This window comes from Thiovibrio sp. JS02 (assembly GCF_053485635.1).
The window spans coordinates 1,560,990-1,579,557 of the sequence record NZ_CM130715.1 but is presented as its reverse complement, the minus strand read 5'-3'; the positions used below and the strand labels follow the sequence as shown (position 1 = coordinate 1,579,557).

18 protein-coding genes are annotated in these 18,568 nt (G+C 56.1%); 2 read left to right on the top strand and 16 right to left on the bottom strand.

Going from position 1 to position 18,568, the window contains the following annotated elements; all coding sequences use genetic code 11:
* Positions 1–21 precede the first annotated feature (21 nt).
* From leuS to mazG, 7 genes are all read right to left on the bottom strand, one after another.
* On the bottom strand, positions 22–2,508 hold the full coding sequence (leuS, locus tag ACUUL3_RS07325; RefSeq protein WP_448555965.1) for a leucine--tRNA ligase: 2,487 nt from the start codon (positions 2,506–2,508) through the stop codon (positions 22–24).
* Between the two features lie 157 nt (positions 2,509–2,665).
* Positions 2,666–4,033, bottom strand: a complete 1,368-nt coding sequence (gene dnaB / locus ACUUL3_RS07320; protein WP_448555963.1) for a replicative DNA helicase — start codon at positions 4,031–4,033, stop codon at positions 2,666–2,668.
* A gap of 53 nt (positions 4,034–4,086) precedes the next feature.
* Positions 4,087–4,539, bottom strand: coding sequence for a 50S ribosomal protein L9 (rplI, locus tag ACUUL3_RS07315; protein ID WP_448555962.1), 453 nt, complete (start codon positions 4,537–4,539; stop codon positions 4,087–4,089).
* A gap of 107 nt (positions 4,540–4,646) precedes the next feature.
* A complete protein-coding gene (locus ACUUL3_RS07310; protein ID WP_448555960.1) occupies positions 4,647–5,609 on the bottom strand; it encodes a DUF2232 domain-containing protein in 963 nt (320 codons plus the stop codon).
* 19 nt (positions 5,610–5,628) lie between these two features.
* Entirely contained in the window at positions 5,629–5,871 is a 243-nt protein-coding gene (gene rpsR / locus ACUUL3_RS07305; protein WP_448555958.1) for a 30S ribosomal protein S18, read from the bottom strand.
* Between the two features lie 65 nt (positions 5,872–5,936).
* Positions 5,937–6,299, bottom strand: coding sequence for a 30S ribosomal protein S6 (rpsF, locus tag ACUUL3_RS07300; protein ID WP_448555956.1), 363 nt, complete (start codon positions 6,297–6,299; stop codon positions 5,937–5,939).
* Between the two features lie 122 nt (positions 6,300–6,421).
* Positions 6,422–7,231, bottom strand: coding sequence for a nucleoside triphosphate pyrophosphohydrolase (gene mazG / locus ACUUL3_RS07295; protein ID WP_448555954.1), 810 nt, complete (start codon positions 7,229–7,231; stop codon positions 6,422–6,424).
* Positions 7,232–7,679: 448 nt separating this feature from the next.
* Here mazG and ACUUL3_RS07290 point away from each other — a divergent pair, with 448 nt between their 5' ends.
* Complete coding sequence (locus tag ACUUL3_RS07290) at positions 7,680–8,108, top strand: AP2/ERF family transcription factor (protein ID WP_448555952.1); 429 nt, start codon at positions 7,680–7,682, stop codon at positions 8,106–8,108.
* A 184-nt stretch (positions 8,109–8,292) separates the two neighbouring features.
* Here ACUUL3_RS07290 and ACUUL3_RS07285 read toward each other — a convergent pair whose 3' ends face one another.
* Together ACUUL3_RS07285 and ACUUL3_RS07280 are read right to left on the bottom strand one after the other, a co-directional pair.
* Positions 8,293–8,964: an HAD family hydrolase gene (locus tag ACUUL3_RS07285; protein WP_448555950.1), complete on the bottom strand. Its 672-nt coding sequence runs from the start codon at positions 8,962–8,964 to the stop codon at positions 8,293–8,295.
* A gap of 28 nt (positions 8,965–8,992) precedes the next feature.
* Positions 8,993–9,439 (bottom strand): response regulator, encoded by a 447-nt coding sequence (locus ACUUL3_RS07280; protein WP_448555948.1) that lies wholly within the window; start codon positions 9,437–9,439, stop codon positions 8,993–8,995.
* Between the two features lie 352 nt (positions 9,440–9,791).
* On the opposite strand from ACUUL3_RS07280, the gene ACUUL3_RS07275 reads away from it, so the two are divergent.
* Positions 9,792–10,721, top strand: coding sequence for a manganese-dependent inorganic pyrophosphatase (locus ACUUL3_RS07275; RefSeq protein ID WP_448555946.1), 930 nt, complete (start codon positions 9,792–9,794; stop codon positions 10,719–10,721).
* Between the two features lie 101 nt (positions 10,722–10,822).
* On the opposite strand, the gene ACUUL3_RS07270 is transcribed toward ACUUL3_RS07275, so the two are convergent.
* From ACUUL3_RS07270 to ACUUL3_RS07240, 7 genes are all read right to left on the bottom strand, one after another.
* Complete coding sequence (locus tag ACUUL3_RS07270; RefSeq protein ID WP_448555944.1) at positions 10,823–12,274, bottom strand: UshA-like (seleno)protein; 1,452 nt, start codon at positions 12,272–12,274, stop codon at positions 10,823–10,825.
* Between the two features lie 12 nt (positions 12,275–12,286).
* Entirely contained in the window at positions 12,287–12,436 is a 150-nt protein-coding gene (locus tag ACUUL3_RS07265) for a hypothetical protein (RefSeq protein WP_448555942.1), read from the bottom strand.
* A 17-nt stretch (positions 12,437–12,453) separates the two neighbouring features.
* On the bottom strand, positions 12,454–13,740 hold the full coding sequence (locus ACUUL3_RS07260) for a replication-associated recombination protein A (protein WP_448555940.1): 1,287 nt from the start codon (positions 13,738–13,740) through the stop codon (positions 12,454–12,456).
* Between the two features lie 186 nt (positions 13,741–13,926).
* Entirely contained in the window at positions 13,927–14,727 is an 801-nt protein-coding gene (locus tag ACUUL3_RS07255) for a DUF3786 domain-containing protein (protein WP_448555938.1), read from the bottom strand.
* Positions 14,728–14,733: 6 nt separating this feature from the next.
* Complete coding sequence (locus ACUUL3_RS07250) at positions 14,734–15,327, bottom strand: hypothetical protein (protein WP_448555936.1); 594 nt, start codon at positions 15,325–15,327, stop codon at positions 14,734–14,736.
* 99 nt (positions 15,328–15,426) lie between these two features.
* Positions 15,427–16,191 carry a PP2C family protein-serine/threonine phosphatase gene (locus ACUUL3_RS07245; RefSeq protein WP_448555934.1) on the bottom strand — a complete coding sequence of 255 codons (765 nt, stop codon included), beginning with the start codon at positions 16,189–16,191 and terminating at the stop codon, positions 15,427–15,429.
* Between the two features lie 32 nt (positions 16,192–16,223).
* Positions 16,224–18,554 carry a protein kinase domain-containing protein gene (locus ACUUL3_RS07240; protein ID WP_448555932.1) on the bottom strand — a complete coding sequence of 777 codons (2,331 nt, stop codon included), beginning with the start codon at positions 18,552–18,554 and terminating at the stop codon, positions 16,224–16,226.
* Between the last annotated feature and the right edge of the window lie 14 nt (positions 18,555–18,568).

Sequence of the window (18,568 nt, the reverse complement as noted above, 5' to 3'; positions counted from 1 at the left end):
GCAGTCGGAGCGGATTGGACGTCAGTTCACTATGTTAATAAGCTTGTTCTTGACCACGATTACCTTGCGGACGGGCTTGCCTTCGAGGAATTTCCGGACCTTTTCGTCGTCGAGCGCCATTTTTTCAAGCTCCCCGTCGCTCAGGTCCGGCGCAACCTGCAACTGGCTGCGAACCTTGCCCTTGACCTGGACCACCACGGTAATGGTTTCCTCCTTGACCGCTTCCTGATCGTACTCCGGCCAGAGCACTTGATCAAGGGCTATCGTGTGTCCGGTGCCCTCCCAGAGTTCCGCGCAAAAATGTGGAACCATGGGGGAGAGCAGCATCAGGATGGCCTCGATCGCCTCGCGGATCACCGCCGGGTCACAGGCCTCCCCGGCCTCTTCGCCGGTCAGGCTGTAAAGGCTGTTGGTCAGCTCCATCACCGCGCTGATCGCGGTGTTGAAGTGAAACTTGTTCTCAATGTCAAGACCGAACTTGCGGATGGTCTGATGGGTCTTCCGATGCAGGAGTCTGCTGCTTTCGTTGAGGGTGGCTGGGACGACAGGAGCGGGAGGCTGGGCAAAGGCGCCCAGGTTGTCGCACACAAAGCGGTAAACCCGGTTCAGGAAACGATAGGCGCCCTCGACGCCCTGGTCGCTCCACTCAAGATCACGTTCAGGCGGGGCGGCAAAGAGGCTGAAGAGACGGACGGTGTCCGCGCCGTATCTGGCCACCAGCTCGTTTGGGTCCACCACGTTGCCCTTGGACTTGGACATCTTGGTGCCGTCCTTGATCACCATGCCCTGGGTGAGCAGGTTGGTAAAGGGCTCGTCAATGCTGAGATAGCCGAGATCCCGCATTACCTTGGTGAAGAAGCGGGAGTAGAGCAGGTGGAGGATCGCATGCTCCACGCCGCCGATATACTGATCCACCGGCAGCCAGTAGTCGACGCTGTTTCTGTCCAGCGGCCCATCCGTGTGCCGCGGGCTTGCGTAGCGGGCAAAGTACCAGGATGACTCGACAAAGGTATCCATGGTGTCGGTTTCCCGTCTTGCCGCACCGCCGCACCTGGGGCAGGAGGTCTTGTAAAAACTCTCCAGGCCGTGCAGGGGCGATTTGCCTGATTTGTCAAACTGCACATCGACGGGCAGACTGACGGGCAGTTCCTCTTCCGGCACCGGCTGTACTCCGCATTTCTGGCAGTAGATCATGGGGATGGGCGCGCCCCAGTATCGCTGCCGGGAGATGCCCCAGTCCCGCAGGCGATAGGTGGTGCGTTGGCAGCCGAAACCTTTCTGCTCGGCCGCGGCGGTGATCGCTTTTTTCGCCTCTTCCGAGGGCAGGCCGCTGAACTCGCCGGATGCGACAAGAATCCCCGCGCCTTCCGAGGCCATTGCCATGGTCTCCGGGTTGAGCGAGGCCTCTTCGGCGGGCTGGACCACAACCTTGATGGCGATGCCGTATTTCCTGGCAAATTCAAAGTCACGCTGGTCATGGGCAGGCACGGCCATGACGGCGCCGGTTCCATACTCCATGAGAACGAAGTTCGCCACATAGATGGGCAGTCTGTCGCCGGTAAAGGGGTTGAGGCAGTAGCCGCCGGTGAATATCCCTTCCTTTTCGAGTTCGTCTCCGGGCTTTAAGCGCTGTTTTTCGATTTTGATCCGTTCGATGAACTCTCTGACCTTGCCCTCCTGTTCAGTGCCCTTGCTCAGCTCCAGGGCGAGGGGATGCTCGGGAGCCATGGACATGAAGGTGGCGCCGAAGATGGTATCCGGGCGGGTGGTGAAAATTTTCAGGGTTTCTCCGCTGCCTTCCACCGCAAACTCCACCTCGGCGCCAATACTCTTGCCGATCCAGTTGCGCTGCATGGTGAGAACCTTTTCCGGCCAGCCGGTGAGGCGGTCACAGCCGGCAAGCAGCTCCTCGGCATAATCGGTGATCTTAAAGAACCAGCCGTTCATCTCCCTGGGGTAAACAGCATTGTCGCAGCGCCAGCAGGTGCCGTCGATGACCTGTTCGTTGGCCAGCACCGTCTGGCAGGTCTCGCACCAGTTGACCGTGGTCACTTTCTGGTACACCAGGCCCTTGGCGAACATCTTGATGAAGAGGAGCTGTTCCCAGCGATAGTATTTGGCATTGCAGGTGGCGAGCTCGCGCTGCCAGTCGTAGCTGAAGCCCATGCGCTGCAGCTGTTTTTTCATGTATTCGATGTTTTCGTAAGTCCACTTGGCCGGGTGGGTGTCGTGCTTGATAGCGGCGTTTTCCGCCGGCAGGCCGAAGGCATCCCAGCCCATGGGATGCAGGACATTGAAGCCCTTCATCCTCTTGTAGCGGGCCACCACGTCGCCGATGGTGTAGTTGCGCACGTGTCCCATATGGATCCGGCCGGAAGGGTAGGGGAACATCTCGAGCAGGTAATATTTGGGCCGGCCGGGATCCTCGCTGACCTTGTAGGTGGAGTTGTTCTGCCAGTGTGCGCGCCATTTGGACTCAATGGCCTCGAAGTCATATTTTAGATTCATTGATTTCTGCATAGGTTCAATAAATTCGGGTAGTTGTATTTTTTGAGGGGGCGGGACGCCATGCCTGGCTCATGCTGGTTTCCGGCCTGTGACGCCTGTTTTGCCGCAAACTCGTCTGATGTAATAACTGACCGTGCTCAAAAAAACAACCGGCAACTCATTCTGTTGCCGGAAAATCGTGGTGAGCAAGGTTTTCAAAGGTGGTAAAGCGGTCCAGGAAGGCCAATTCCACCGTGCCGGTGGGGCCGTTACGCTGCTTGCCGATGATAACCTCGGCAATGCCCCGTCTGGGATTGTCTTCCGCCTTGTTGTAGACCTCATCGCGATAGATGAAGATGATCAGATCGGCGTCCTGTTCGATGGCGCCTGACTCGCGGAGATCGGAAAGTTGCGGCCTTTTGTTGGGCCGGTTTTCAAGGCTCCGGTTCAACTGGGAAAGGGCGATGACCGGAACGCTGAGTTCCTTGGCCATGGCCTTCAGGGAGCGGGATATGTCGCTGATCTCCTGCTCGCGCGATTGCACATTGGATTTGCCCCGCATCAGCTGCAGGTAGTCGACCACGATCAGACCCACGTTGTGCTCGGTCTTAAGCCTTCGGGCCTTGGCGCGCATTTCCAGCACCGTGATGGCCGGGGTGTCGTCGATGTAGATGGGCGCTTCGGAGAGCATGCCCACGGCCCGGGTGAGCTTGGGCCAATCCTGTTCCTTGAGGAAGCCCGTCCGCAGCCGTTGGGCATCGACGCGGCTGATGGAGCAGAGCATACGCATGCCGAGCTGCTCCTTGCTCATTTCCAGGCTGAAAACGGCGACCGGCACCTGGTGGAGCAGGCTGGCGTTCTGCACCATGTTGATGGCCAGGGCGGTCTTGCCCATGCTGGGTCGGCCGGCGACAATGATCAGATCGGCAGGCTGGAGCCCCGCGGTCATCTTGTCGAAATCGTGATACTCGGTGGGGACGCCGGTGATGTGTTCCTTGCGTTCGTAAAGCTTTTCCACATGCTTGAAGGTGGTGTTGATGACGGTCTTCAGGGGGTGGAATGACTGACCGCTTTTAGCTCTCGAGATTTCGAAGACCGTGGTTTCGACATCATCCAGCAGACCGTCGATATCGTCCTGCTCCTCATAGCAGCGGCCGGCAATGTCCGTGCTGGTCTGGATCAACCTGCGGAGAATGGATTTCTCCCTGACAATCTTGGCATAGTAGGCGATATTTGCCGCAACGGGCACGATGTCGGTGAGGGTGGCGAGGTAGGTTGGCCCGCCGACTCCGTCCAGGACGTTGCTGTCCTTCAGGATGTTCGAAACGGTGATGAGATCAAGGGGCTCCCCGCGATCAAAGAGAGTGACCATGGCGGAAAAGATCTTTTTGTGCGCGTCGCGGTAGAAGTCTTCTTCGGTGAGGAGTTCCGCCGCCTTGGGCATGGTTCCCTGCTGCAGCATGATCGAGCCCAGAACACATTGTTCAGCCTCGATATTCTGCGGGGGAATGCGGTGCGCTATGGAAGAGCCGGTTCCTGGTTCCATTGGCAAATGAGTCGGGACAGGAGGAGAAAGCAAATCCTCCTGTCCCGCCGGAATTATTCGCCGGCCAGAGGAACGATTTCGACCTTGATGTCAGCCCCGACCTGATATCCGATTTTTACCGGAACCATGGTGATGCCAAGGGTCTTGATCGGTTCGTCGAGCACGATCTTCTTCTTGTCGACTTCGATGCCAAGCTCGGCAAGCTTCGCGGCGATGTCGGCGGAAGTGACGGAGCCGTAGAGCTTGTTGTCTTCGCCGGACCGATGTTCGATAACAACGGTGGCGCCGGCGATCTTCCTGGCAAGCGCCTCGGCTTCATCACGCTGTTTCTTCTTGCGGGCGACAATGGCGGCCTTTTCCTTTTCCAGGATGGAAAGGTTTGCCTTGGTGGCAAGCACGGCGAGCTTTCTGGGGAGGAGGTAATTACGGCCATAACCGTCCTTTACCTTCACAACATCGCCTTCTTCACCAAGGGTATCGATGGTTTCTTTGAGAATGAGTTCCATTTTTTGCCTCCGGTTGAATCCGTAACAGATGGGGATTCATTATTTCTGAAAAAAGAAGATAATGCTCATCTTCAGTTTCATTGTTTTATGTCATGACACCTCGGGTGTCAGCCTACTTCCTGTTGCGCCTTTCTGCTTCTTACGTCAAGCCAGATATCGGCGAGGCCGAGAGCGGCCACGAAGACAATGGCATAGACCTCCAAAAACAGAAAGGTATAGAGGGCAAACCGGAAAAACTTCGGCAATGCCCACTGCTGCATCAAGGTCGCCATGATCGCCAACCCCTGCGAGAGGTAGACGACCAGGAGCACAAATCCCAGGTTCAGGCCGAAAGAATTCAGCTGGGCATTGGGGATGAGCAATGCAAAGCCAGCCAGAATCACGGGCCAGACGAAGAGGTCCGGCAGGCGCCAGGCCTTCAGGTCTTCGCCGCCGGCCAGAGCGGTTCCCTTTTTTCTGAACAGCCACTGGCCGAGAACAATATTGAGCCAGACCGTGCAGATTATCGAGGTGAGCAACAGGGCCGGGAAAAGCCGGGTTACATGCACCTTGAGCCGGTCTATGAAGGCAGCGATCGCCTCCATGTCATCGGTTCCGAATTTCCCTGAATCCTTGTACAGGGCAATTGTCGCCGTAAAGCCATTATCAAGACTGTGCAGAATCTCCTGATAAGGATTTGTCTGGCTCATGATGCCAAACAATAAAGCAAAAAGAAGCCAGGCCAGGGCAAGAAAGATCGTCCCTTTGCCCGCCGCGGCCAGTAAGGACTCTTTCTTCTCCGCGTATCCGGTCAGGATATACCCCACCGGAATCAAGGTCAGCGAGAAGAGCAGGCCGGGGAAAGTCCCTGTGAGCAAAGAGGCCATGCCGGCGATTGCCACGGCCCAGAATACTATTTTCGTTCCCTGCGGTCTGCCATATACGGTTAAGAAGTAATAAACCGGCAGAGGCATCAGGCCATGCAGCCAACCGAGACCCGGCAGAACGGTCGGCAGGGAAAAAACAAGGGCCGTGATCGCAATGGCTCTTATTTTTTTCGCATCAGCTGAAAATCCCTTCTGAAACAACACTGCGCCGGGTGCCCGTTTCTTACAGCTGCGGGTGTCCCGCGTATGGCAACAGGGCAATCTGGCGCGCACGCTTGATTGCTTCGGTCAGTTGTCTCTGGTGATGGGCGCAGTTGCCGTAGATCCGCCGCGGAATGATCTTGCCCCGTTCGGTAACGAAATTGCGCAGTGTTTTAATATCCTTGTAGTCGATGACAAGGCTCTTGTCTGTACAGAAACGGCAAACCTTGCGACGGCTGAAAACCTTCTTTTTCTTGATAACCATTTATATATTCCTCACTCTCTGTTTCGCTTTTGATCGTTTTAGTTTCAATCGCAAAGGATGAGAAACTATTCAGCCGAATCGTCATCATCGTCCGATGATGGCCTGGATTCTTTCTCGGGCTTCGGTGCGATCTCGCTGAAGACATCCTGCGTTTTTACGGTCATGAATTTCAGGACGCGGTCGTCGATCCGCAGTTGCCGCTCCATTTCCTTTACACCGTCGGGCAGGCCTGCGTACTCGAGATAGAGATAGTGACCCTGGTTTTCCTTGCCGATGGTGTAGGCCAGCTTTTTCAGGCCCCACCGGTCATTTTTCACGATGGATCCACCATAATTTTCAATGGTGCCCGTTGCTTTTTCAACTACCGACGAGATGTCCGTCTCCCCGGCGCCCGGCTTGACAATAATAATTGTCTCGTACCTGCGCATTGATTCCTCCTTGTGGTCTATTGGCCCTTGCTATCTGCGCTTCCTGCAAAGAGCAAGGAGGGATTAAGAAAATGGTTTGTAAAAAAACAATCGCGATTATTAACAGGGAAAAATGTTGTTTGTCAATGGTTATCTGGTTGTTGTCGTGTCACGTCTTTGGCGTGCCTCCAGAGACGCAGCAACTCATCGGTGTCGCATTCCGCAATCCGCCGGTCATTGGCAGCGAGAATTTCCTGCAGACGTGCATAGCGGGTAATGAATTTCTGGGTGGAGTGGTGGAGAGCGTCTTCGCCATCGATGCCTGCCTTTCTGCCAATGACGACGACGGCGAAGAGGAGATCGCCGAACTCCTCGCCGATTTCTTCCTGCTTGTTCCCGGCAAGAGCTGTTTTCAATTCAGTGATCTCCTCTTCGAGCTTGCCGATGGCGCTGGCGGTGTCTGGCCAATCAAAACCGCTGTTGGCAGCCCTTTCCGCGACCCTTTGCGCCCGGCGCAGGGCCGGGAGGCTTTTGGGGATGGAGCTGAACAGATCCGTGGGCTGTCCCTTGTTGAGATTTTCCCGGTTCTTGATTTCCTGCCATTTTTTTTTCAGGTCCTGCTCAGAGCCGATTTTTTCATTGCCGAACACGTGGGGGTGGCGGCGGATCATTTTTTGCGAGATGGAGTCGATTACATCCTCAAGGGTGAAGAGATTCTGCTCCTGATAAAGATTGTTTAAGAAGATTACCTGGAAAAGCAGGTCGCCCAGTTCCTCGCGTATGCTGGCCGGCGCATTTTCATTGATGGCCTCGAGCAATTCATGGGCTTCTTCGATGAGATAGCGTTTGAAGGTTTGCGGTGTCTGCCTCTGGTCCCATGGGCAGCCACCCGGGGCCCTGAGTCTGCCGACAATCTCAAGGAGGTTGATGAATTTGGTTGTGAGATCAGACATGTCTCTTGGTCTCTTTTTTTGTTTTTGTAATATTTTTATAATAATTGATGGGCAGAGGGAAAGCCCCGGCTTGCCGGTCCGTATCGTTGTTCGGATCTATACCAGTTCTCCACGCGAAAGAGAAGGATGGATCAAGATGATTTTTCCTAACATTTTATGTGCGAAAACGGTTAGGGTATGGTAAATGGAATTACATATGGATATGTAGCGATGGAGTAGGGTGATTCCCTATATGTTTAAAAAACAATGTATGTTCGTATTGTTGGGAAGCGGTGATTGGTTTTGCTGCGGGCTTGGTTGCTAGGCGTCTTCCGGATGCCTGTCGCCCGATTCGCTCTCTTTAGTGAATGTTGCAAGTGTTGTTCTGGCGCAGGGGGGGCCATGCGTTGGTCGTTTCGGTTATGGTCGGGCATGGTAATTTTTATTAAACCTGTGCAGGTGAAGTGATATGTCGAAAAAAGTTATGGTTGAAAAACACAAGGATGTAGCAAGAATCGATCAGGAGGACAAACGCACCCATGGTTGGTATGTTCGTGTCCGTTTCAAGGGCAAGACATACTCCAAGTTTTTTTCCGATGGCAAGTGCGGGGGGAGATACTCAAGCCTTCTTGCCGCCCTGGCCTGGCGTGACGCCACGGAAAAGAAGATCGGCAAGGTGCGGACCGACAAGCATATCGTCACGGTGAGCAACACCTCCACCGGCGTGGTCGGCGTACGCTTCAACGAGAAATTGAACCGCTACGAGGTGAGCTGGGTGAATGGTGTGGGCAAGCAGGGAAAAACCTCGGTGTCGATCCTGAAGCATGGCAAGGAAAAGGCGTTTCATCTGGCCTGCGAGATCCGCAAGGCCAAAGAGGCGGAGCGTCTGAACGCATAACGCAGGCGCCAAAAGCAAGCTGAAAAGCCACGGCATTCCAAAATGTCGTGGCTTTTTTTATGGGGCTCTCGGAGGGGCCCACGGAATAGGCAACCGCTCCTCTCCTTATCCGGCACGAATTTCTTGGCACTTTCAGAGCCGCAAATTCGGATGAACCATCCTCTGCCGCCGACACAAAGGGCGGTTATCCTTGGTTTCCTCGGACCAGGAGACGGCAAAGGTCCGATGGCCTGGCCAAAAGGGCTTGCGCGCCGCCGGCCTTCAACTCCTCCTCGGTTCTGAAGCCCCAGAGAACACCAACGGCGAACATGGTCGCCCCTCTGGCGGTATGCATGTCGATATTGCTGTCTCCGACAAAAAGAAAATTGTCGGGGGGGATCCGCAACTTGTCGGCGACAGCAAGGGCTCCGGCCGGATCCGGCTTTCTGGGGATCCCTTCCCTGGCGCCGGCAACCATGGCAAAATCCCATTTGCCCAGCAGGCTTTTCACGATTTCGCGCGTGAAGTCATCCGGTTTGTTGGAGAGAATGGCCATGGGTATCCCGCGCTGACTCAGTGCGTCGAGCAATTCCGGAATCCCTGCGTAGGGCTTTGTGGTTTCCGCCCAGCGGCCGGCATATTCCCGCCTCATTTCATCTGCGCATTGCGCGATCTTCTCCGGGGTTTTCCTGTTTTTCGGCAGGGAGCGTTCAACAAGTTTTACAACCCCTTCCCCGACAAAGTACCGGTATGCGTCAATGGGGTGGACCGGATAGCCATGCCGGCGGAGCACCGTGTTCATCGAGCCGGCCAGGTCGGCAAGGCTGTCCAGCAGAGTGCCGTCAAGGTCGAAAAGCACACATTGAATGGTTTGCATGGCAGGCGGCTGCTTTGGTGGGGGAACGTTATTTGCCGGTGCCGCCCGGCTGGCTTGGAATCCTTTCGAGAATTCTTAAGCCTATGCCCAGGCGGGCCCTGAGCAGGGATGGTTTGGCAGGTTTCACCAGATAGTCGTCGGCGCCACCCTCCAGGGCAAGCACCTGTTCCTCTATGGATTTACGGGCGCTGAAGATGACGGTATAAACATAGGGGCCATCGCTGCGCATTCTGATCCGCTGGCAGACCTGCATGCCGCTTAAACCCGGGATGTTCCAGTCCAGGATGGCGAGTTTGATGGTCCTGTCATTTTCAAGCGCCTGCCAGGCTGCGTCGCCATTATCCGCCTCAATGGGTTCATAGCCCCATTTGACGAGAAAATTGTTCAGGCCCTTGCGGACAACAGGGTTGTCTTCCGCGACCAGCACCTTCCATCTTCTGGGGGCTTTCGGCGTTTTTGTGAATTCGGTGGTCATGTGTCGTCCTGGCTTTTTGGTGGCGCAAGCGTGGTTGTGGTCATTCCCTGGCAAAATTGTTACATGAAAAAAACAAGGCAGGCAAGACAAATGCCATGAGCCTCTCCGGTTGTGCCAATTTGCCTGGAAGACGAAGCTGAAAATAGTTATTCCGCTTCGTCTTCCAGGCCCTCATTTTTTCTTCTTTCTTCTTGACTCTCCCAAGCAATAGCACTATTGTTCGCCAGTTTTATAAAGGTGAATTGTTTGTCATTCGCGTAAGGTATCTCAATTTTTTATGTTCGGCAGCCTCGGGAGGCCGATTCATAAAGGATGTTTCGCTTACAATACAAAATTTTTAAGGAGGATCACCATGTCTGTTTGTGTAGTTGGCCATTCCAATCCTGACACCGATTCCGTTGCCGCAGCCCTTGCATATGCTAATTACCTGAAAGCAACCGGTACCGATGCCGTTGCCTGCATGCAGATCGATGCGGCTAAATTGAATCCCGAGAGCCAGACCGTCCTGAAGAAATTCGGCCTTGCCGCTCCCCAGACCATGACCGACGCCGCCGGCAAAAAGGTTGCCCTGGTCGACTTCAGCGATATCGGCCAGGCCCCCGCCAATATCAAGGAAGCAGAGGTTGTAGCCATTGTCGACCATCACAAGATCGGCGACATCACCACCAACAACCCCATCTTCTTCTATGCCCAGCCGGTTGGCTGCACCTGCACCGTTCTCTTTGAAATGTACACCAACAACAAGGTGAATCTGCCCAAGGACATCGCCGGCGCAATGCTTTCCGCAATCCTGAGCGACACCGTAAACTTCAAGTCCCCCACCTGCACCGAAGCCGACAAAAAGGCTGTCGCCGCCCTGAAGGGCATTGCCGGCGTTGCCGACACCGACGCTCTTTTCATGGACATGCTGAAGGCCAAATCCGCCGTGGACGGCATCCCCATGAAGGATCTCGTTTTCCGCGACTACAAGGACTTCGACATGAACGGCAAGAAGGTTGGTATCGGTCAGCTCGAGCTGGCCACCGTTGATCAGGTTGCCGCCATCCGCGCCGATCTGACCAAGGCCCTTGAGGATCTGAAGAAAGACGGCCGTCACTCCGTTCTGTTCATGCTCACCGACGTTGTAAAAGAGGGAACCGACCTCATCGTTATCTCCGACGACCCTGCCCTGATCGAGAAGGCCTTCAACGGCAAGATCTCCGGCAACTCCATGTGGGTTAACGGCATGATGAGCCGCAAGAAGCAGACCGTTCCCCCCCTGCAGAAGGCTTTCGGCTGCTAACTGTCAGCGTTCTTCAGCGGTGAAATACCGTAGTAACCGAAACCCCCTGTACGGAAATTCCGTACAGGGGGTTTTTTATTGCCATTGAGGCGGATTAGGGATCACTTGCCGCAACCGAGGCGGGCAAGGTCGGCCGTGAAATCAAAATTACCATCATGCTCCGGGGTGTGGCAGTTCAGGCAGAGCGGGGCTGACGGCTGGCCTGGCTTGTGGGCCCGGGGGGAAAGAACATGCTGGCCGGCAGGGCCGTGGCAGCTTTCGCAGCCCACCTGATGCAGATCCTTGCCAATGCCGAGAATGGAAGTTTGCGGCAGGGTCAAGGCCCCGGTGACATGGCAGGGGAGGCAGTTGGTGTTGAATTGTTGGTCCTTTCTCTGCAGGGTGTCGTAAGCTCTGGCATGTCTGGTATTGAGCCATTTTCGCTCCTGCTCGGCATGGCATGGGGTGCAGGTGCTGCTGCCCGCGTAGTTAGAGAAGGATGATCCGGCAGCGTCCGGGTTGCGATCCTTGGCGGCGTGATTGGCCGCCGCCTGCCTGTTGATGCTGTTCACTTCCTTGGTGGTCTCATCCACCATGCGTCTGACCTTGGGGTCATCCGGTATCCCCGAGTTCATCGGAGAATAGCGGAAGGAAAAGGTGGAAAAGCCAGTCCGGGCCCGCTCTCTTTCGTCCTTTTCCGCCTGCAGCTGCTGGACCTCGTTGCGCAGTGTTTTCTGTTGCAAGAGCAGATCCTTGTAAAGCTGCAGATTTGCCGGCTGATCCTTGTAAAGCAGGAGTGGATCCCCTTTTTTCCGGTGGCGGCCGATCTGCCAGCTGATCCGGTCCAGTTCATTTGTTTTTTGCAATAGCGCCTCCTCGTCCCGGGGGGATTGCCAGCGCTTTGTCGCCTTGTCCCAACTCACCTTGAGCATGCCCACATATTTACCCTGCGGTTCCACCTGGGCCATGAGGGTATTGTTGACAAGCGTCGGCTCCAGGTTGCTTTTCCTGACTCCGGCCTGCAAAAGCAGATGTATTTCAGGGTGAAGTGCGGCGATCTTCCGGTTTTCCGCTTCAGGATAATTGGACAGAAGGATGAGCATATCCGCCCGATCTTTCACCTTGGCAAGCTGGGCGGGCAATGCCTCCTGCCAAGGCAGGATGACCGCATCGTCGGCCGGCGAAAAGGGTTCTTGCCCGCCGTCGTCGGTGATGCCGAGGATGGCGACGGTGAGCTGGCCTGTCGTGATCAGGGTCTGGGGCGTAAAATAGTGCTTGCCGCTTTTCCGGCTTATCAGATTGCTGCTTATCCACTGAAATTGCGATTGCCTCTGGATCTCAAGCAGAAAGGGGAGGCCAGCCGCCAGGTCGTGGCGGGTTACGCCGACCGCCTTGAACCCTGTTTCGTTGTAAGAGGAAACAATTCCGCGGGCAGTGGTTTTGCTCTGTAATTCCTGCTCCCGGGGTATCTCCTTCTCCTTGAAAAGCAACGCTCCTCCGTCAATGGCAAGGATCTCCCCGTTCTGTTTTCTCAACTCATTGAGCAGGTGGGTTTTTTTGGGCAGACCGCCCAATTGGTTGCTTTTTCAGCCGCATGGTTCTGTCTCGCCCCGCACGTCATTGCTGTAGAAAAGTTGCAGGCTGGGCAGATCGCCGGAAGCAGGGGCCTCTGCGTTTGCCGGTCCGGAAATACCGAAAAGAACAACGGACAACAGGAGAACGATACGATGGCGCATGGGCTGGTTTCCTTCTGTCAAGCGGGATTTTTTTTGCGACGGCTGCTGAGGATCTGATGCCATTTGTTCAATCTGTCCTTGATGACTGCCTCATAGCCACGGTTGCTTGGCTGGTAGAAGACGGTGCCGGCGAGGGCTTTCGGCAGATGATCCTGGTCGACCAGGGCGTGGGGATCATCATGGGCGTATCGGTACCCCTTGCCATAGCCAAGGTCTTTCATGAGGGAAGTTGGCGCGTTGCGAATATGGAGCGGCACGGGCAGGCTGCCGGTGCGCTTGATTTCCGCCATAACTTTATTGTACGCCGCATAGGCGGCATTGCTCTTCGAGGCGCTCGCCAGATAGATCACCGCCTGGGCCAGGGCCAGTTCCCCTTCCGGACTTCCCAGCACATGGTAAGCATCCCGGGCATTGATTGCAACGGCAAGTCCCTGCGGGTCGGCGTTGCCGACATCTTCCGATGCGAAACGGATAAGGCGCCGGGCAATGTAGAGGGGATCCTCTCCTGCCGCGAGCATTCTGCACAACCAGTAGAGAGAACCGTCTGGATCGCTGTCGCGCAGGCTTTTGTGCAGGGCGGAGATAAGGTTGTAATGCTCCTCGCCGCCGTCGTCATAGCGAAGACTCTTGCGTTGTATGGCCTCTTCCACCGCGGCCAGGGTGATGATTTTCCGACCCTGGGCGTCTTTTTCGGCGAGGTTGGCGGCGATCTCCAGGCTGTTGAGCAGGCTGCGCGCATCGCCATCCGCTATCCCGCAGAGGTGGGCGCTCGCCTCCGGAGCCATGTCGAGCTGCCAATCGCCTAGCCCGTGTTTCTCATCGGCGAGGGCACGTTGCATGATTGTCTGCAGGGCCTCGACCGAGAGGGGTTCCAGGACAAGCACCCGGCAACGGGAGAGCAGCGGGGCGATGACATGAAAGGAGGGGTTTTCCGTGGTGGCGCCGATCAGGGTCAATAGACCGCTCTCCACATGGGGAAGAAAGGCGTCCTGCTGGCCTTTGTTGAAGCGGTGAATTTCATCGACAAAGAGGATGGTCGCCCTGTTGCCGTTCCGTTTCCGCTCTCCAGCCTGCGCGACTATCTCCCGGATTTCCTTGACCCCGGAAAGCACGGCGGAAAAAAAGGCGAATTCAGCCCCGGTGGTTTGCGCCAGAAGGCGGGCCAGGGTTGTTTTGCCACTGCCGGGCGGCCCCCAAAGCAGGAGGGAGGGCAGGTATTGCTCCCGGATAAGACGCCAAAGAAGTTTGCCCTCGCCAAGAAGATGGTCCTGGCCGACAAACTGATCGATGGCCTGCGGGCGCATCCTTTCTGCCAGGGGAGCTTTATGTTGCGGCTGTTGTCGGGGCATGGCTTGCCTGATGCTGAGGATAGTGATTATCAACGAAGATTCGCAAGGTTACATTATGACAGGAAAGGCGGAAAATGTCATCAGATATGATGGCCGCCCTGGCGAAAGCGGTTCGCAGGAGCGGTTGTTGAGGATCTTGCTTCAGGCAAGCAGGACGGTGAAGCGGTCCGCCATGCGTTCCGCTGAAAAAACCAGGGATTCCAGATCGAGGAAGGTCAGGACCTGACGATCGAAAAGAATTTTCACCTTGGCGGCAAAGCCGTCTTCCGGTTCCTCTGCCCAGAACAGAAGATACTGGGGAATCCGGGGAAGCACGGGAATGACAAAGGCAAGTGTGGCCGGGGCTCCGTGTTCCTCCTCACCGTCCAGTCCCTGGCAGGCGGCTCTTATCCGATCGGGAAGGGTTTGCGCGAAAAGCCCGGCCAGGCGGTTTTCGCAATAGGTGGCAAGGGTTTTCACCTTGGAGATGGAATTGGGCAGACTTTCGAGGCCGATCCAGTCGAGAGAAGGCTTGGCTCCTCCTTGCGAATGCACATAGTTATAGAGAAGTATCTGGTCCCGGTGGTCTGAGGGCGGGGTGTTGTCGAGCAGGAGATTTTCCTTGCCGAGCAGAACCTCCTGGCCGAGATAGCGAAAAGACAGGAGCGAATCGTCATCCTCGCGCAGGGAGGCGCCAAGTCGCGCTGCAATGGCGTTGAGATCCAGGTGGGAGATCTTGCTCTTCAGGTGCTCGATGAGTTCCAGATCGCGCTGTTCCGCCAGGGCGTCAAGGACAGGGCCTTTCACGGTGTCAATGGCGATCCCTTCCCGGTCGACGTAGGGGCACTTGCTGAGATCCTCGCCGCTTTTGGCCACCGCGGCCGCAAAAGCCAGGCAGGTTGGCTGACCGCACTGACCGCAGTTGGTTTTAGGCGTTTTCTTCAGAATTTCAAAGGGCGTCATCGGCTGTTACTTGTATTTTTTATGGCAACTCTTGGTAAGCTGGTTTACCTCGTCGGCAAGCTCCCGCGCCCTTGTGAAATCGCCGTCTTTTGCCGCCAGCAACGATTTTCTTAATATTTCCACGCAGTTTCGCCACTCCGCCTGCCAGGCTGATTCCGCGAAAAGATTGTAATCCTCGCAGAACGCCAGGATTTTCTTTTCCTCCGCCGCTGGCGGCGCTTTTTCCCCATCAATGCTCTTGCCGATGGCTTTCCAGAGAGCGGTGATTTGCTTTTTTATTTTTTTCGCCTCGGGCGGTCTGTCCTGAAATTCGCTCCCCGCGGCTGAAGGTTTTGATCCCGGACCCTTTGAGTCAATGGGGAAACTTTTTTCTTCTTGGCAATCGCCTGTTTCTCCCTGGGCAAGAGGAACCTGAAAGGAAAGGGTGAAATAGGCCTTTTCGCCGGAAACTTTCTGCTTTGTCTTAAAAAACAAGGGCTCGCAGACATCGATGCGTCTGCTGCCAACCCGCAGCTTCCCCTGGGCAAGATCTCTGGCAAGAGCGGTAAGCTCCAGGGAAATGGTTGCAAGGTTGTAGCCGGTTTTTTTTTCTGAACTCATTGTAATCCACCGTTTATTTTCGAGAAATAGTATTATTCATTGCTTGGGCAGGAGTGAGAAAGGTAAAGGGAAATCAAGAAAGCGGCCGCGGATGGGAGGTTACGCAAAGATGACCAGGGCCGTGATGTTATCTCTTCCGCCTTCCTCATTGGCGGCATTCACCAGGGCCTCACTGGCCTCTTCAGGGGTGGCGGCATTGAGAAGCATCTGTTCGATCCTGGTATGGTCAACCATGTTCCAGAGGCCGTCGGAGCAGAGAAGAACTCTTGCCCCGGGCCGCAGAAGGTTTTTGTGGTATTCCGGATCCTGGGGAAATGGAAAACCGATGGCCCGGGTCACCACGTTGCGCGCCTTCTGGTTTTCCTTCTCGGTCAGCGTGGGTGTCTGCACAAAAGTAACCCCGGTATGATCGGTGGTGATCTGCACCAGTTTGCCCCCTTCGGCGACATAGCATCTGGCGTCTCCGACATGGCAGGTGTGCAGGGTTCCCCCGTCAAGGAGGCAGGCGACCAGGGTGCAGCCCATGCCGGCGTGGGACGGATCGGCCGCCGAATTTTCCATGACCACCGTATTGGCATGATTGAACGCCTTGAGCAGGTTGTGCCGAATCTCGTTGTCGTTGCCGCGCATGGCCTTGATGCGCTCTTCGCTGAGATAATCGAGCAATGCCTCGATGGCCAGGCGGCTGGCCACCTCACCGGCGTTGTGGCCGCCCATCCCGTCGGCAACGATGAAGATCCGGCGATTGCGCAGGGTGGCGAAGCTGTCTTCGTTGTGTTTGCGGACCCTGCCGGTGTCGGTGCGGCCAAAAAAGGCGACCGGTCTGTGGGGGGTGGGCAGAAATCTTTTCAGAAAACTGAACATGGGAGCGTACCTGTTATGCGCCCTTGCCGGGCTTATTCAAAATGCAGCTGGTAGATGATCATCCATAAGACAATGGCCCCATCCTTTCTTCCGGCGAGAAAGGTGTGGGGTTTGGGTCCGTAGGCCAGGCTGTAAATGCCGTCGCCGCGGCCATCGAGAATCGCCAGGGATTCACCGCTGTCGCTGTCCCAGAGTTTGACGAGGTCGTCCTCGCAACCCGAGGCAAGGGTGCGGTTGTCCCGCAGGAAGAGAACCGAGGAAACCGTCTCTTCGTGGGCCTTGATGGAGCGCAGGCATCTGCCGGTGCTGTGTTCCCAGCATTTGATGAAACGGTCGGTGCTGGCCGTGGCAAAGCGCATTCCGTCCGGAGAGTCCGCAAGGGTGATGACCGGCATGGCATGTGCTTCGATGATCCGTACGCATTCCTTGCCACCGGACTCCCAGAGGCGCAGGGTGCCGTCCTCGCTGCCTGTTACCAGTTCGAGACCCTTGTTGACAAAGAGGATGGAGCGCAACGCGCCACCCTCCTTCACCGAGACGGTGGTTTCCGGCCCGGTGGAGAGTTTGCGGATCTTCATGAGCCCGTCAGCGCCGCCGGAAGCGAGGTGGCGGCCGGTATCGCTGAAGGCCAGAGCATATACCGCGCCGCTGTGGCCGGTTTCGTTGGCCACCACTTTCCCGCTCTGGGGAGAGAAGAGGGTGATGGTGCCGTCTTCTCGGCCAACGGCGAGATGTTTGCCCTTGGGGCATACGGCCAGGGCGGAAACCCCGCTTCCTCCGTCGCTGAGAAAGAGGGCCGGCAGGGAGGAGCCGAGATCCCGGAGAATAACCTTGCCGTCCGGACCAGCGGAGACAAATTTTTTACTCTCCGGCACATAGACCAGGCTTGTGGCGGGGGAGCCATAGCCTTTCAGGGTGAGAAAGCGTTGGACGCCGACGATTTTTTGTTTTTTTCCAACCCGCAGCAGCTGGTCGTACACCTTGTTGAAGGTCCGGTCTTTTTTGTAGCTGCTGTTCTGCCAGGCGGTCATCAGGATATCATGGCAGGACTGGTAACGCTTGTTCTCAAGGTGGTCGAGAACGTTGCGCTGGACGGAAAGGTGAAGCTGCCCCTCCCGGAATACCTCCAGGGAGTTTTTGGGGATGCAGAGGCGAAACTCCGGGAATTTCTGTTTGGCTCCGTCCGGGGTATCACCCACCAGGCTGCGTTTGACCGCCACCTCCATCTCGTTGAGCCACGGCGTCTGGACGCCCCGCTTTTTCGTGGCCTCGATCTGGCGGAGAATGCGGGCCGGCTTCATCTTGCCTGAACGCCATTTGAGTAAAATCATATTGTAGACAGCCTCGGGAAGCATGTCGTTGATTTCCAGGGTTCTGGCCAGGCATTCTTCCGCCTCGGCGCTTTCCCCCAGCTCAAAAAGAGACACAGCCCTGTTGTTGAGGCTGTCCGCCCTGAGATCGATATTGCTCAGTTCCGCATAGGGGCAGGCCGTGTTGAAAGCAGCGCTGTAAGCGTCATTCAGGGCAGAGCGCATCTCGGCGAAGCTGGCGTAGCGATCATCGGGATGGAAGGCGATGCTTTTGGTGAGAATCTCTTTTAAGACCGGGGAGAGTTTCACCCCCGGCGCGTTTGAGACCGGAGTGGGAATCGCATGTTCGACGGCATTGTTGGTGAAAGGCTTATTGCCGCAGAGCATGACCCAGAGGCAGAGACCGAAGGAAAAAATATCGGTGCGCTGGTCAACGGTGTGTGCATTGCGGAGCTGTTCAGGGGAGGCGTAGCCGATGGTGCCGCGGAAGCCGATGGTGGCGTCGTGATCGTCTTTGCCCGCCCCGGGAACTTCGCCACTTCCGGTTTCCTTGTCGCCGTGGGCGAGGAGGATACCGAAGTCCGTTATTTTTACCAGGGAGTTTTTGGTGATCATGATGTTGGGCGGCTTGATATCGCGATGGATGATGCCATGTTTGTGAGTATATTCCATGCCGTGGCAAAACTGGATGGCCAATGAGAGGGCGGTGCGCAGATTCCGGCAGCGACCGCTCTTGATCCAATCCGAGAGATTGCCACCGTCTATGAATTCAATGAATAAATGGGGAATCTTGTTGATGCCGAGAACGAAATAGCAGGAGGCGACATTTGGATGCATGCCCATGCGCACCCAGCTGTTCGCCTCTTTCAGGATTCTCCGCATGCCTTCGCGGTCGGAGAGGACCTCAGGCCGTGGGGATTTGATGGCGACCTTTATCCCCCAGCCGAGATGTTCGGAGATGTAGACATTGCCCATGGAGCCGGACATGACCTGCTCGACACGGTAGCGGTTGAGAATGGTGTCGCCCGGCTGCCAGACCGGAACCTGCGGCAATTCGGTTCGGCGAG

Excerpts from the sequence above, each read along its gene's own strand:
- ACUUL3_RS07255 (WP_448555938.1), bottom strand. The coding sequence starts at position 14,727 with ATGACGCCCTTTGAAATTCTGAAGAAAACGCCTAAAACCAACTGCGGT.
- rpsR (WP_448555958.1), bottom strand. The coding sequence starts at position 5,871 with ATGGTTATCAAGAAAAAGAAGGTTTTCAGCCGTCGCAAGGTTTGCCGT.
- ACUUL3_RS07265 (WP_448555942.1), bottom strand. The coding sequence starts at position 12,436 with ATGCGCCATCGTATCGTTCTCCTGTTGTCCGTTGTTCTTTTCGGTATT.
- ACUUL3_RS07250 (WP_448555936.1), bottom strand. The coding sequence starts at position 15,327 with ATGAGTTCAGAAAAAAAAACCGGCTACAACCTTGCAACCATTTCCCTG.
- dnaB (WP_448555963.1), bottom strand. The coding sequence starts at position 4,033 with ATGGAACCAGGAACCGGCTCTTCCATAGCGCACCGCATTCCCCCGCAG.
- ACUUL3_RS07260 (WP_448555940.1), bottom strand. The coding sequence starts at position 13,740 with ATGCGCCCGCAGGCCATCGATCAGTTTGTCGGCCAGGACCATCTTCTT.
- ACUUL3_RS07275 (WP_448555946.1), top strand. The coding sequence starts at position 9,792 with ATGTCTGTTTGTGTAGTTGGCCATTCCAATCCTGACACCGATTCCGTT.
- mazG (WP_448555954.1), bottom strand. The coding sequence starts at position 7,231 with ATGTCTGATCTCACAACCAAATTCATCAACCTCCTTGAGATTGTCGGC.
- rplI (WP_448555962.1), bottom strand. The coding sequence starts at position 4,539 with ATGGAACTCATTCTCAAAGAAACCATCGATACCCTTGGTGAAGAAGGC.
- ACUUL3_RS07245 (WP_448555934.1), bottom strand. The coding sequence starts at position 16,191 with ATGTTCAGTTTTCTGAAAAGATTTCTGCCCACCCCCCACAGACCGGTC.
- ACUUL3_RS07280 (WP_448555948.1), bottom strand. The coding sequence starts at position 9,439 with ATGACCACCGAATTCACAAAAACGCCGAAAGCCCCCAGAAGATGGAAG.
- ACUUL3_RS07290 (WP_448555952.1), top strand. The coding sequence starts at position 7,680 with ATGTCGAAAAAAGTTATGGTTGAAAAACACAAGGATGTAGCAAGAATC.
- rpsF (WP_448555956.1), bottom strand. The coding sequence starts at position 6,299 with ATGCGCAGGTACGAGACAATTATTATTGTCAAGCCGGGCGCCGGGGAG.
- ACUUL3_RS07285 (WP_448555950.1), bottom strand. The coding sequence starts at position 8,964 with ATGCAAACCATTCAATGTGTGCTTTTCGACCTTGACGGCACTCTGCTG.
- leuS (WP_448555965.1), bottom strand. The coding sequence starts at position 2,508 with ATGAATCTAAAATATGACTTCGAGGCCATTGAGTCCAAATGGCGCGCA.